Below are 12,845 nucleotides of genomic sequence, written 5' to 3'. Positions count from 1 at the left end.
CTCTTGATTGCCCTGGGGGCAGTTGCCCCAGGGGCGCGGGGCTGTATCAATGTGCGGCTCCGCCGCGCGGGAGCGACCAGCCACAGTGGACCGCACTCAACGACCAAGCGCAGCAAGCTCCTTGGCGGCTTCCCTGAGGTCCTTCGCGGTATCGATGGCCCGCCAGTAAGCCCCCTGAGGGATGGGGAACCCGGCCAACCGCCGCTCACGAGCAAGGTGAGGGAACGTCGTCCGCTCGTGATCCCCCCGCTCCGGCAACAACTCCGCGAACTCGGGCGAGAAGACGTACACCCCCGCATTGATCGCGTACTGCGTCGGCGGCGACTCGATGAAGTCCGTGACCCGCCCGAAGCCGTCGGTCTGCACGGCCCCCCAAGGAATCCGCGGCCGGGCCAGCGCGATCGTGGCGACCGCGTCGCGCTCGGTGTGGAAGTCCGCCATGTCGCGCAGCGAGAAGCGCGTCCAGATGTCGCCGTTGGTGGCGTACCAGGCGCTGTCCGGCCGGGGCAGACGCGCGGCGGCGTACTTGAGGCCGCCGCCGCGGCCCAGCGGCTCCGTCTCGACGACCGTGGTCACGTCGACCGGCAGATCGGCGGTTTTCAGCCAGTCCTGGAGCACCTCGGCGAGGTGCCCGCAACTGACCACCACGTCGGTCACGCCCTCTTCGGCGAGCCAGACGAGCTGATGGCCGATGATCGGAGTCCCCGTGCCGGGGATCTCGACCATCGGCTTGGGCCGGTCGTCGGTGTACGGGCGCAGCCGGGATCCCTGGCCACCGGCCAGGATCACGGCTTGGGTGGGGCGCGACGCGGCGTTCGGATCGGTCATGACCCGAACTGTACGTGGCGGCCCCACCGCATCTTTCGGCTGCAACCGTTCCTTAATCAGCCGTTACCGACCTCCTACTCCGGGCACCGGCTCCGGGTCAGCTGTGCGCGGCCATGACACCGGAGGCGAACGCGGTGTCGCACACGGGGCGGGCGTAGGACTGGGCGCGTGCGGCGCCGTAGATACGGACGGCGGCGCGGCCCAGTGCGCGGGCGATGGAGGTGCAGTGGCCGGCGAGCGAGGGCTGGCCGTTCACCGCCTCCTGGAGGTGGGTCAGGACGACGCCGGGGTTCTTGTCCTGGAGCTCGGTCAGGAGCTGGTCGCGCAGGATGTCCTGCGGGGCGCGTGCGGCGGCCCGTGAGGACGCTCCGGCCGCCGTGACGTCCGTCGCGGTGAGCATCGAGCTGGAGGGGCTCCCCGACCAGTTGACCCGGGTGACCGCGAGGGTCCCGGAGAGCACCATGACGACGGGCAGGACGAGGGCGAGCGTGCGGCCGACCCGGCGGGCGGGGCCCCGGCCGCGTCGCGGCTGTTGGTTATTGGAGTGCTTCACGCGTGTGAGGGTAGCGCCCGGTAATGATTTGGCGACATTTAGTCACCAATATGGGGGATGGATTGGTGCCTCGAATTGGGTAGGGGGTTGACGAACACTGCTCGAAATGACCGGTCTGCCGGGGTATTTGTCGACACGGTCGGCGGCCGCGCCCAACAGGAAGGGCCCCGCGGTTGACCGCGGGGCCCTTCCTGGGAACGTTTGATCAGTCGGTGAGGCGCTCGCCCGTGGAGGTCGAGAACACGTGGATCTCACCCGGACGCGGGACCACGTGGAGCGTGGCGCCCTTGTCCGGCACCGAGCGGCCGCTGACGCGGACGACCAGGTCCGTGAGGTTGTCGTCGACCTTGGCGCTGCCGTAGACGTAGCCGTCGGCGCCCAGCTCCTCGACGACGTTCACGGAGACGGCGAGACCGGCGGGGGCGTCCTCGGAGTCCTTGGTGAGGGACTTCGCGGCCTCGCCGTTGTGCTCGTCGATGTCGAAGTGCTCGGGGCGCACGCCGACGGTCACCGTGCGGTCACCCTTGTCGGTGGCGGCCTTGAGGGCCTCGCGGTTGACCGGGACGACCGAGTTGCCGAACTTCACGCCGCCGTCGGTGATCGGGACCTCGATCAGGTTCATGGCGGGGGAGCCGATGAAGCCGGCCACGAAGAGGTTCTTGGGGCGGTCGTACATGTTGCGGGGCGAGTCGACCTGCTGGAGCAGACCGTCCTTCAGTACGGCCACCCGGTCGCCCATCGTCATGGCCTCGACCTGGTCGTGGGTGACGTAGACGGTGGTGATGCCGAGGCGGCGCTGCAGCGAGGCGATCTGCGTACGGGTGGAGACACGGAGCTTGGCGTCGAGGTTCGACAGCGGCTCGTCCATGAGGAAGACCTGGGGCTCACGCACGATGGCGCGGCCCATCGCGACACGCTGGCGCTGACCGCCGGAGAGCGCCTTCGGCTTGCGGCCGAGGTAGTCCGTGAGGTCGAGGATCTTCGCCGCGTCCTCCACCTTCTGGCGGATCTCGGCCTTGTTGACGCCGGCGATCTTGAGCGCGAAGCCCATGTTGTCGGCGACCGTCATGTGCGGGTACAGCGCGTAGTTCTGGAACACCATGGCGATGTCCCGGTCCTTCGGCGGCAGGTGCGTGACGTCGCGGTCACCGATGCGGATGGCACCCGCGTTGACGTCCTCGAGCCCCGCGAGCATCCGGAGCGAGGTGGACTTGCCGCAGCCGGACGGACCGACGAGGACGAGGAACTCGCCGTCCCCGACCTCGATCTCCAGACCATCGACGGCGGGCTTCTCGGTGCCCGGGTAGATCCGGGTCGCCTTGTCGAACGAAACAGTGGCCATGGTGAAGGCCCCCTTCTACCGGCAGGAACGTGCCGGACGATCCGTTGTAGGAAGGTGGTGGTGTAGTCCACGCGAGTGAACTGGGTCAGGACGGTACCTGGCGTTTGCCTGGTCTGTCAGTACCTGAACGCATGTGAACTTCGCGGAAATTTTCGACAGGGCGCGACGGGGACCTGGGTACACTGCACCAGGCACGTGATCGCGCACGCCTCGCAGGCGCCTTGCACACGCGCAGGCCTCCTTAGCTCAGTTGGCCAGAGCAACGCACTTGTAATGCGTAGGTCGTCGGTTCGAATCCGACAGGGGGCTCCTTCGAAGGCCAGGTCACATAGCCCGTGACCTGGCCTTTTGTGTTGCTCGGGGCATGGCGCGTCGCACGGCTGGGGTGCCGTGAGGTGGCTTGCGTGAGCGATGCGTGAGCGGAGCGGTTCGGTGCCCTACTTCTTGGGCTTCTTCCGCATCCTGTTCTTCTTCGCCTTGGCCTGGGCTTTCGCCTTCTCCTTGGCCTTCTGGGCGGCCTTCGCGGCCTTGCGGGCCGCCTTCTCCGCCTCGGCCTTGCGCTGGAGAGGGACCAGCTTGGCGGTGGCCTCGGCTGAACTCTTGCCGACGTGGGGGAGGACGCTCTGGTAGATGTCCCGCGTGATGCGGGTGTCGCTGTGCCCGAGGGTGTCCGACACGATCTTCACGTCGATGCCAGCGGCGAGCATGAGGGTGGCCGCGCCGTGGCGGAGGTCGTGGAGCCGGATCGGCGGGAGGCCGGAGGCGGCGACGAGCCGTTCGAAGAGGTCGGTCACTTTGCCGGGGTGCAGCCAGGAGCCGTCTTCCTGGGTGAAGACGAGACCGGTGTCGACCCAGGCCGATCCCCATTCCTCGCGGTCGGCCGCCTGCTGCTTGCGGTGCCGCTCCAGGACGGTGACGGTGTCGTCGTCCAGGGCGACGACGCGGAAGCCGCTGTCGGTCTTCGGTTCGGACGCCTCGACGTCCCATCCGTCCTGGACGAGTTGGCCGGTGACGGTGAGGGAGTGTCGGTCGAGGTTGGTCTCCGACCAGGGCTGGCCGCACGCCTCGCCACGACGCAGGCCGCGGAAGGCGATCAGGTGCCACATGGCGTACAGCCGGTCCGCGGCGACGAAGTCGAGGAAGGCGCCGGTCTGTTCGGGCGTCCAGACCATGACGGGGGAGGGCTTCTCGCCGGTCTGCTGCCACCGGGCGACCCGCTCGTCCGTCCACACGAGGGCCTTCGGTTTGCGGACGGGGTCGATCTCCACGTGGGACGCCGGGTTGAACGTGATGATCTGCTGGCCGATCGCCTCGTTCAGGGCGGCGCGGAGCGTGGCCTTGACGTGCTGGCGGGTGGACGGCCCGGTGACGCGACGGAAGGGCGGCATCACGTCGATCGCCGCCTTCATGGCCTTGCGGTGGGCCCGGTTCTCCACGCCCTTCCACGGCACGGTCGCCAACTCCTCGACTGCCGCTCGCCGTTGGGCGTTCTGCTCCAGGATCTCGGCGTTGGCGTCGGTGATGGCGGTGAACATCTCGCTGAGGTGGCTGACGCGCAGCCGGTCGAGGCGGCGGTCGCCGATGTGGGGCTTGAGGTGGACGCGGACGTCGGTCTCGTAGCGGCTGACGCCCGACTTCCGGATGCGCTTGCCCGCGAGCCACCGGTCCAGCCACTCGCTCACGGTGAGGCTGCCGACGAGGTCCTGGCCGGCGTTGAGGCGGCGCCGGGTCTCCTCCACGTCGGGGAGGGGCAGCTTGTCGCGGCTGACCTCGGACAGCATCTCGGCGATCAGCTGGACGCCTTCGGGGTCGTCCGACTCGGCGAGCGCCATTAGGGCGCGTACGTGGTCGAGGTCGGCCTGGGCCGCCTTGAGGCTGGCGTACCCGCCACGGGCGAAGGAGCGTCGGCTGCCGTCTTCGCGGGGCGGCAACTCCTGGCGTATGGAGTAGGTGCAGTGGTTCCTGCTGTTGCGCTTTGGGCAGGAGGAGCCGAGTTCCTTGCTGGTCTTGGGGTCGCGGCAGGAGCAGCGGCGGTAGGTGGAGCCCTTCAAAGGCGTTCCTCCGGGGTGGTGTTGGGGTCGTCGGGCAGGTCGACGTCGCCCAGCGCGGGTGGGAGATAGGGCGGGGTGGCGCCTTCGTCGAGGAGGTCGCGGCGCAGGTAGCGGAGTTTGTACTTGGCGGAGATGGCCTCGTCGGAGTACTTGGTCCGCCTGCGTTCGGCTTCGTCCTGTTGGGCGCGGTTGCTTGCCGTCTTGGCTGCGAAGCGTGCCTGTTCCGCTTCTTCGAGTGCGGCGAGTGCAGTGCGTACGAGGTTGTCGTGCGCTTCGAAGTCGGGGATGAGGCCCGCGTCGTACAAGAACGTGGCCTCGTCGCCGGTGAAGCGACGCAGTGCGTCCCAGGTGGGCACGAGGTCCTGGAAAGGGAGTTCCTGGGTTCGGTCGACGTAGCCGACCGGGAAGATCAGGCAGACCGGATACGTCTCCAGGGCGGCGGCCAGGACGATGACGTCCACCAGCGGAAGGCTGGCCCGGCGGCCGGACTCCATGTTGGCGATCACGTTGCGCGGGATGGGATGCCCGAGTTCCTCGCACCGGTCGGCCAAGTCCTGTGCGCTCCACCCCTTCTCCTTCCTTCTGCGCCGGACTTCGCCGGCGACGTTGGCCTTGACCCGGTCCTCCCACTCGGGAACGTCGTCCTCATCAGGATCCACACCGTGTTGTGTCATGGAGACACATTAGCTTCCCGATGATGGTTATAGACGCCTGGAGCCGGATGTGATCGCCGCGTTCGCCGAGGGCTGTACCGAAAAGGGGCGCACTGCATGCGCGAAGACGCGACGGCCGGACGGATGAAGGACTCGAAGGGGATGAGTCGGGAGGAGCTTCTCGCCCTCCCCGTGTCCGTTGACCTGGACACAGGTAACCGTGCTCTCGGGCTCGGGCGGAGCAAGGGGTACGAGCTGGCGAAGCGGGGCGAGTACCCGTGCAAGGTGCTGCGGCTGGGCAACGCCTACCGGGTCGTGACGGCGGATCTGCTCGATCTGCTGGGCTTGGCGGCGTGATGGCGTGGCACCGTAGCAAACGGTTCTGCGCTGAGCTGACACAGAAACGCTGGACTGTTGCCGGGTGTGGACGTACGGTCCGTGTTCCCTCGCGGTGGCCTGGTGCCCGCGAGACGGGGATGGGCCCCCGGCGGTGCAACGCCGGAGGCCCGAGCAACCCCAACCGGCCCGTGATGAACCAACCCGGCGGCCAGGGCGCACCCGCCCGCCACCGCCAGAAAAGGAGCTGCCCCGTGGAACATGCGGGAGCCGAGCCCTATTCCGACTCCGGCAAGCCCTCGTGGCCGCCCGTCACCGTCCCCGGCCAGCTCGGCCACCACTCCGGCGAAGCCCCGCTGATCGCCAACGACGGTGCGCCTGACGCTACTTCGGGGGATCAGCCCGCCGAGGAGGTAGTGCCGGATCCGGATCCGACGCCCGGCTCGGTGCTGCTGGACGAACTGCGCGGGCAGATAGCGAAGTTCGTGATCCTGCCCTCGTCCGAGGCGCTGGACGCGGTCACGCTGTGGGTGGCGGCGACGCATCTCCAGGCAGCGTGGCAGCACGCGCCGCGTCTGGCGGTCGTGGGACCGGCGAAGCGGTGCGGCAAGTCGCGGCTGCTGGACGTGCTGACCGAGACGGTCCACGAGCCGATGCTCACCATCAACACCACACCGGCGGCCATCTTCCGGTCGATCACCGAGGAGAACCCGCCCACGCTCCTGGTGGACGAGGCCGACACCATCTTCGGCACCCCGAAGGTGGCCGAGAAGAACGAGGAGATGCGCGGCCTGCTCAACGCCGGCCACCAGCGCAACCGATACGTCACCCGGGTCGTCGGCAACGACCACACCCCGCACCGCTTCGCGACCTTCGCCATGGCGGCCATCGCGGGGATCGGCGACCTGCCCGACACGATCATGGACCGGGCCATCGTGATCCGGATGCGGCGCCGGGCCGAGGGCGAGAAGGTCAAGCCCTTCCGCTCCCGCCGCGACATCCCGGCCCTGCATGAACTGCGCGACCGCATCGCTGCCTGGGCCAGGCCGTTGCTGGACGAGGCGGCAGAGCTGGAGCCGGTCATGCCGGTGGAAGACCGGGCGGCCGACACCTGGGAGCCCTTGGTCATCGTCGCCGACCTGGCCGCCGGGTCCTGGCCCCGCCGCGCCCGTACGGCGTGTGCGCGGATGGTGGCCACAGAGGTCGAGGCGGAGGAGGAGCGACCCGGCGGCGCGCGGATCCTCGCCGACATCCGCCGGGTCTTCGCCGCCCAGCGCGAGGCGGACAGCCTCTCCACGGACGAGCTGCTCTACCACCTGCGCCAGGACGCAGAGGCCCCGTGGGCAGAGTGGGGGCGCAACGGGCTGGACTCCCGCGAACTGGCACGGATGCTCAGCCCGTACGTCATCAAGCCAGGCAACGTCCGCCTCGCCGACGGAACCCAGCGCAAGGGCTACATGCGCAACAAGTTCCTCGACGCCTGGCGGCGCTACTGCCCCACCGTCCACCCGGTGGACGCCGGGCCTAGCGCCTCCGCCTCGGGCTGAGGCCCGCATCCCCCGGGTGGCCGTCCCTGCCGTCCCTGCCGTGATCCCGCAGGTCAAACGGCATGCAGACAAGACGGCAACCGGGGGCAAGACGGCAACGCGATCATGAAGGCCGCGTTGCGGGACCGGGACCACGCCCCGATCCGTCTTGTGCCGTCCCGCCCGTCCCCGCCGTATCGCCGCAGGTCAGAGCGGCAGCCGCTGGGACGGCACACCACCACTAAGCCGTCCCGGCCGATGCCGGAGAACGCCTCCGGCATCGGCCGGGACGGCAGACCAAACCCCGTGCCGTACCTGCCCTGACCTGCGCTTGCAACGGCCAAGACGGCAAAGACGGACCACACGCCGACGCCCAGGAGCACCCCGCTTGACGAACCTCTCCACCGCCAGCAACCCAGACGAACGCCCCGACGAGGGACGGCCGACCACGACCCAGCAGGCCGCCGAGCGATTCACGCTCATCGCGGCGGGTGTGGTCATCGTGGCCCTCACGGCCGGTGGGTTCTGGCTCTCGTACGCGCATCTCGCCGAGGTCGCCGGACAACACGGGCTCAGGAACTCCCCGGTCCGCCAGTGGGCCTGGCCGGCGACCCTCGACGCGTTCATCATCGCGGGCGAACTGCTCATGCTCCGCGCCGGTTTGCGCCAAGCGACCGACGGGTGGGCCATCGCCCTCACCGCCACCGGATCGGTCGGCTCCATCGCACTCAACGTGGCGGGCGTCAACGGCACGGGTGCCACCGTCGCCGTGCCTCTGCTCGACTACGTGGTCGCCGCGGTCCCCCCAACCGCCGCGCTGCTGGCCTTCGGCGTCCTGATGCGACAGATCCACCAGCTCGTTGCCGAGCCCGCCGACGCCGCTCAACGCCACAACGCTGCCGACCGCAGCCACAACAGCACCCAGATCGCCCGTCTTACGGAAGACGATTCCGGTCAGCCGCAGCCAGCCGCCCTCGAAGCGGCGGACCGGCACACCGACGTGGCGCAGGACGCCACCAATCTGCCGGAGCCACCGCATCCTTCGGACGAGCCCGAAGACCAAGAGTCCAGCACGGTCTCCGAGGCGCTCCTCGCCATCGCTCGCAACGCGCCACTCGGACGAGGAGGCCGCGCTTCACGCCGCCACATCGAAGCGGCGATACGAGACAAGGGCCTGTCCATCGGCAGGGCCGACGCGGAAAAGGTCAAAGACGCCTTGCAGACCGAACTCGACGAGGCCGCCTCGCAGCGACAGGCCGAAGGCGACAGGGCATCTGCCCACGCCTTCTGAGACCAGAACTTCCCGCCCCACGAACGCACCACGGAGAACCCCCTCATGCACGACCCGGGCAACGAACTCCCCACTACCCAAAGGGAGATGACCACCACCGCAACCCAGCCAGCAAGGTATCCCGTTGGACCGTCCAAGGGCCGGTCCAACGAGGGTGCCTCCGCCCCAGGGGTGGCGGAGGGGCTCGGGCACCAGGGGTGCCCGAGGAGGACAAGCTCGTCGAGAGCCTCGCCCTTCCGCTGCCGCGAGCAGCCGATGCCGCCGCACTGCACCGAGTCGCCCGCCGCCGTCAGCGCGAACCCGTCCAACGCAAAGAACGCGTCGACGTGCGCTACAGCACCGACGAAAAGACCGCGATCCTCGCCAAGGCCCGGTCCCTGAACATCGCCGGCGCCCACTACGTCGGCGCCGTCGTCATGGCCCACCTCCACGGCGACCTCGCCCTCCCAAGCCAGCGCACACCCCTCGACGACTACATCGACGAACTGACCGCCCTGCGCCGCGAGGTCGCTTGGATCGGCCACAACATCAACCAGATCACCAAGAAGCTCCACTCCGGCGGCCATCCACACCCTGGGGACAACGCCATGCTGGCCCAGGTCGAACCCACCTTGGACGCAGTAAGCGCCACCGTCCGCCACATCGCGTCCGCCGCGAACCAAGCCGTCGCCAAAAGGTCCGCCCGATGATCGCGAAGATCAGCGGCGGCACGGACACCGCGGGCCTGATCCGGTACCTGTTCGACACGAAGAAGGCCAAGGACCACACCGACCCCCACCTGGTCGCCTCCTGGGACGGCTTCGCTCCCGACCCCGGCCGCACCGACGACTTCGAAGCCACGAAGAGGCTCCTCGTGGCCGACCTCGACCTGCACGTCAAGCAGGCCCGGCGACTGGGCCGCGCGCCCGAGAAGCACACGTGGCACTGCTCGATCCGGGCCGCCGAGAGCGACCGCCACCTTAGCGATGACGAGTGGGCCGACATCGCCCGCCGGGTCGTCGCGGCCACCGGCATCGCACCCGAGGGCGATCCGGACAGCTGCCGTTGGGTCGCCGTTCGCCACGCCCCCGACCACATCCACATCGCCGCCACCAAGGTCCGCGCCGACCTGCGCACGGCCCGCCACTGGAACGACTACCTCACCGCCGACCGTGAACTTGCCGCCATCGAGAAGGAGTACGGCCTCTTCCAAGTCGTCCGCGGAGACCGCACCGCCGCCAAGCGCCCCACTCGCGCCGAACAGGAGAAGGCCCGCCGCGCCGGCCACGACACGACCGCCCGCGAACGCCTGCGCGCCACCGTCCGCACCGCGGTGGCCGCCGCCTCCACCATGGAGGAGTTCGTCGACATGCTCAGCCGCCTCGACGGCGTGCTCGTCGAGGTCGTGCACTTCCCCTCAGGCGACGTACGGGGATACAAGGTCGCCGTTGCGGACGACGCCCAGGGTCCCATCTGGTACTCCGGCTCCAAACTTGCCCCGGACCTGTCCCTCCCTAAAATCCAGGAACGCCTTGCGAGCATGGGGCCGCAGCCCATCGGTCAGTCGGGCACGCGCAGGCCCAACCCCTGGCATCAGGCCACAGCCGCCGCCGAACGCATACCCCACCACCTTGACCAGGCCGACGACGAAGCCTCTCAAGCGCACCTGGCCGCCTTTGGTGAAGCTCTCGACGCCCTTCTCCTTGTCACGCCCCAAGCCGTGCGTCCTCAACTCCGAGAGGCGGCAAGCGCGTTCGAGCGCGCCACCCGCTCCCGCATTCATGCCGAACACCACCACGCCCGGGCTCTGCGCGGCGCCGTACGAACGATGCTCCGCGAACCCGCGCCCAAAGACGGAGCCGTCCTGGCGATGTTCCTCGACGCCGCGATCCTCGTCGTCATAGCCGCCGCCCGCTGGCACCGACTCCACCATCACGACCAGCAAGTCGCCGCCGCGCGCGAGACGCTGATCCATCTGCAAGCCGCCTCCGGTCAGGCTGCAGCCGCCCCCTTGGCCACCCTCGCGCAACGCCGACCGCCCCAACCGATCGTGGACCGGCACATTTGGCACCTGCACCAGGCCGTGCCCGACCATGTCGAGCAGGTCACCGAAGACCCCGCCTTTGGCGCCCTCACCGCTGCTCTCGCCGAGGCTGAGGCAGCAGGCCACGATCCGGAGCAGCTCCTCCAACGGGCCGCCGACCAACGCGCCTTGGACGACGCCGACTCTCCCGCACGAGTCCTGACCTGGCGTATCCAACGCCTCAGCACACGACCGGCGCCCAGCGCACGAGCCCGTGCTGCGCAGGCACGCAGCACAGTACGGAGCGGCAGCGCACCACAACTCCCGGATGCCGCAGGCCACACATCCGCTGCCATCCCGACCTCACAACCGCCGCAAGCAAGGCGGCGCTGATCACGATCTCGCGGACAGCCTCGGGGCAAGCAGTTCCAGCACTTCTTCCCAGCGATACCGATCCGCCCCACCGCCGGCCTTCGGCCGGTGCGGCTCGTACGACCCGATCAAGATGCCCATCTCGCGCAGTCGCTGCAGGCTCTGGCGGTACGCGGGGTGGCCGGCCTGGGCGGAGTTCAGGTACGGCAGCACGGCGATAGGTACGCCCATCGCGGGTGCTTCGCACAGGATGCCCAGGGCGAGGTTGTCGGAGATTCCGGCGGCCCATTTGTTGACTGTGTTGAAGGTGGCCGGGGCGACCGCGATTGCGTCCGCGGGGCGGGTGGGGCGCGGTTGGTCCGGTGTTCGCCAGGCCGAGCGGATGGGGAGACCGGTCTGTGCCTCGACCGCCTCGACGTCGAGGAAGCCGAGTCCTTGCGGGGTGGCGACGACACCGACGTCCCAGTGCCGTTCCTGTGCTGCGGTGATCAGCTTGCCGACGTCGGCGGCGACTCCGGCCGCGCAGACGACGATCTGGAGGAACGGCTTGTCGGGCTGGTCACTCACGCGGGCACTCCCAGTTGGCGGCTGAAGTGGTGCAGCTCGGGCAGTGCCCGGCGGCGGTCGCGGGCTGCCATGTCGGCGACCAGTTCGCGTACGGCCGGTCGGCGGATGTCCTGGGCCGCACAGCTCTCGGCGATGCGCAGGGCCTGGTAGCCGTCGGCGAGTCTGCCCTGCTGACTGTAGGCGCGGGCGGTCTCCACCCAGAGCGCGGCCCGGCGCTCGGGGACGGGAATGTGGCGTCGCATGAGGGGCCGTGCGGTTTCCAGCGCGATGCCGGCGTCGCCGAAGGAGACGGCCGCGCTGATCTCGTGCAGAGCCACGTTGGTGGGGCTGAAGTTCGCCCAAGCGTCGGGCCGGTCGAAGGAGACGTAGCGTGCCACTTCCTTGGCCTCGGTGAGGAAGTCCTGGGTGGTGGCGCGATCGCCGTTTCTACTGGCGGCGGTCACCCCGCGCAGCAACAACAGGCCGACCGCTGCCAGATACCGGGGCGAGCGCTGGTCGTAGGAACCGGTGAGCTGGTCGGCAGTGTGGCGGACCATGTTCACGGCCTGGGCTGTGTGTTTCTCGCGTACGAGGACGTGGGCGTGAACGCGGACACTGGCGGCGAGGACGATGGGATCCCCCGACCGTTCCGCCTCGGCCATGGCCCGACCGGCCGCGAGCCAGGCGTTGCCCTGATCGGCTCGCTTCAGCAGCAGACTCACCGACGTCTGGTACGCGGTGGCGAGCAATCCGGACGCCTCCGCCGAGCCGGATGAGCCGCTGGCGGCATGGCGCAGGTCGGTGATCAGACCCGGCAGCGTCCGCTCCAGATCCGTGTAGTCGCACGTGCAGAACATCCGGCGTACGTCCCGTGTCCGGTCCCGTAGCTCGTCGATGTCCAGGGCTTGCCCGGTGGCAGCAGGGATCGTGCTTGGCAGCAGGACCTGTACCAGGTCGAAATGCGCTGCGGTGGACGACGGCGTAGCCGCGAGAGCTGCGACGCTCGCGGCCAGGAAGGTACGGCGGTGCATGTCCTCTGTTCCGGGGTCGGCGGGGCTGGTGTCGGAGGAGGCGGCGAGACCGAGACGGTCCAGTGGAATGTCCAGCACCTGCGCGATCTCGCGCAGCGTGCGCACGTCCTCGGTGCCCCTGCCGCTCTCCAGACGGCTCACCTTCGACTGGTGGTACCCCAGGGCGGCGGCAACCTCCGTCTGCGAGCGCCGCTGTAACACGCGGACCTGACGGATCACTTCGCCGATCCGTCTTGCTTCACTCTGTGTCTCGGCCATCTGCGCCACGGCCCCTTCTGCCGCCGCCGATCCTGCCTGCTCAACCGAGCGTAACC

Annotated in this window: 11 protein-coding genes, 1 tRNA gene and 1 pseudogene; 6 read left to right on the top strand and 7 right to left on the bottom strand. The window is 69.1% G+C overall.

What is annotated here, in order from left to right; all coding sequences use genetic code 11:
- Positions 1–96: 96 nt before the first annotated feature.
- The 3 genes from OG223_RS24490 to OG223_RS24480 form a co-directional block, all read right to left on the bottom strand.
- The gene (locus tag OG223_RS24490; RefSeq protein ID WP_329252506.1) at positions 97–828 is read right to left on the bottom strand and encodes a nucleotidyltransferase family protein; all 732 of its coding nucleotides are present in this window, start codon (positions 826–828) and stop codon (positions 97–99) included.
- A gap of 97 nt (positions 829–925) precedes the next feature.
- Positions 926–1,381: a hypothetical protein gene (locus OG223_RS24485; protein WP_329252503.1), complete on the bottom strand. Its 456-nt coding sequence runs from the start codon at positions 1,379–1,381 to the stop codon at positions 926–928.
- A 205-nt stretch (positions 1,382–1,586) separates the two neighbouring features.
- Positions 1,587–2,723 carry an ABC transporter ATP-binding protein gene (locus tag OG223_RS24480; RefSeq protein ID WP_329252499.1) on the bottom strand — a complete coding sequence of 379 codons (1,137 nt, stop codon included), beginning with the start codon at positions 2,721–2,723 and terminating at the stop codon, positions 1,587–1,589.
- Positions 2,724–2,958: 235 nt separating this feature from the next.
- On the opposite strand from OG223_RS24480, the gene OG223_RS24475 reads away from it, so the two are divergent.
- Positions 2,959–3,032, top strand: a tRNA-Thr gene (locus OG223_RS24475).
- A gap of 128 nt (positions 3,033–3,160) precedes the next feature.
- Here the strand turns inward: OG223_RS24475 and OG223_RS24470 are convergent.
- Positions 3,161–4,774, bottom strand: coding sequence for a tyrosine-type recombinase/integrase (locus OG223_RS24470; RefSeq protein WP_329252498.1), 1,614 nt, complete (start codon positions 4,772–4,774; stop codon positions 3,161–3,163).
- Positions 4,771–5,448, bottom strand: a complete 678-nt coding sequence (locus OG223_RS24465; protein WP_329252495.1) for a helix-turn-helix domain-containing protein — start codon at positions 5,446–5,448, stop codon at positions 4,771–4,773. Before OG223_RS24465 ends, OG223_RS24470 begins: the two co-directional genes overlap by 4 nt.
- Positions 5,449–5,544: 96 nt before the next feature.
- On the opposite strand from OG223_RS24465, the gene OG223_RS24460 reads away from it, so the two are divergent.
- The 5 genes and pseudogenes from OG223_RS24460 (at position 5,545) to OG223_RS24440 (ending at position 10,975) form a co-directional block, all read left to right on the top strand.
- The gene (locus tag OG223_RS24460; protein ID WP_201054394.1) at positions 5,545–5,784 is read left to right on the top strand and encodes a hypothetical protein; all 240 of its coding nucleotides are present in this window, start codon (positions 5,545–5,547) and stop codon (positions 5,782–5,784) included.
- Between the two features lie 233 nt (positions 5,785–6,017).
- Entirely contained in the window at positions 6,018–7,310 is a 1,293-nt protein-coding gene (locus tag OG223_RS24455) for a DUF3631 domain-containing protein (protein WP_329252489.1), read from the top strand.
- Between the two features lie 367 nt (positions 7,311–7,677).
- Positions 7,678–8,580, top strand: coding sequence for a DUF2637 domain-containing protein (locus OG223_RS24450; RefSeq protein WP_329252487.1), 903 nt, complete (start codon positions 7,678–7,680; stop codon positions 8,578–8,580).
- Between the two features lie 45 nt (positions 8,581–8,625).
- Positions 8,626–9,269, top strand: a pseudogene (gene mobC / locus OG223_RS24445) (plasmid mobilization relaxosome protein MobC).
- Positions 9,266–10,975 carry a relaxase/mobilization nuclease domain-containing protein gene (locus tag OG223_RS24440; protein ID WP_329252484.1) on the top strand — a complete coding sequence of 570 codons (1,710 nt, stop codon included), beginning with the start codon at positions 9,266–9,268 and terminating at the stop codon, positions 10,973–10,975. The pseudogene mobC and the gene OG223_RS24440 overlap by 4 nt, the downstream one beginning before the upstream one ends.
- Here OG223_RS24440 and OG223_RS24435 read toward each other — a convergent pair whose 3' ends face one another.
- Complete coding sequence (locus tag OG223_RS24435; protein WP_329252481.1) at positions 10,976–11,521, bottom strand: flavoprotein; 546 nt, start codon at positions 11,519–11,521, stop codon at positions 10,976–10,978.
- Positions 11,518–12,789: a helix-turn-helix domain-containing protein gene (locus tag OG223_RS24430; protein ID WP_329252478.1), complete on the bottom strand. Its 1,272-nt coding sequence runs from the start codon at positions 12,787–12,789 to the stop codon at positions 11,518–11,520. The genes OG223_RS24435 and OG223_RS24430 overlap by 4 nt, the downstream gene beginning before the upstream one ends.
- Positions 12,790–12,845 lie beyond the last annotated feature (56 nt).

Origin of the sequence: Streptomyces sp. NBC_01478, assembly GCF_036227225.1 — a bacterium.
Lineage (GTDB): Bacteria > Actinomycetota > Actinomycetes > Streptomycetales > Streptomycetaceae > Streptomyces.
The sequence above is the reverse complement of the archived record's forward strand: the minus strand, read 5'-3'. Positions and strand labels throughout refer to the sequence as shown.

What these genes read in the sequence shown, in the direction of transcription:
- OG223_RS24480 (WP_329252499.1), bottom strand. Translation starts at nt 2,723, where the DNA reads ATGGCCACTGTTTCGTTCGACAAGGCGACCCGGATCTACCCGGGCACC.
- OG223_RS24490 (WP_329252506.1), bottom strand. Translation starts at nt 828, where the DNA reads ATGACCGATCCGAACGCCGCGTCGCGCCCCACCCAAGCCGTGATCCTG.
- OG223_RS24440 (WP_329252484.1), top strand. Translation starts at nt 9,266, where the DNA reads ATGATCGCGAAGATCAGCGGCGGCACGGACACCGCGGGCCTGATCCGG.
- OG223_RS24430 (WP_329252478.1), bottom strand. Translation starts at nt 12,789, where the DNA reads ATGGCCGAGACACAGAGTGAAGCAAGACGGATCGGCGAAGTGATCCGT.
- OG223_RS24465 (WP_329252495.1), bottom strand. Translation starts at nt 5,448, where the DNA reads ATGACACAACACGGTGTGGATCCTGATGAGGACGACGTTCCCGAGTGG.
- OG223_RS24460 (WP_201054394.1), top strand. Translation starts at nt 5,545, where the DNA reads ATGCGCGAAGACGCGACGGCCGGACGGATGAAGGACTCGAAGGGGATG.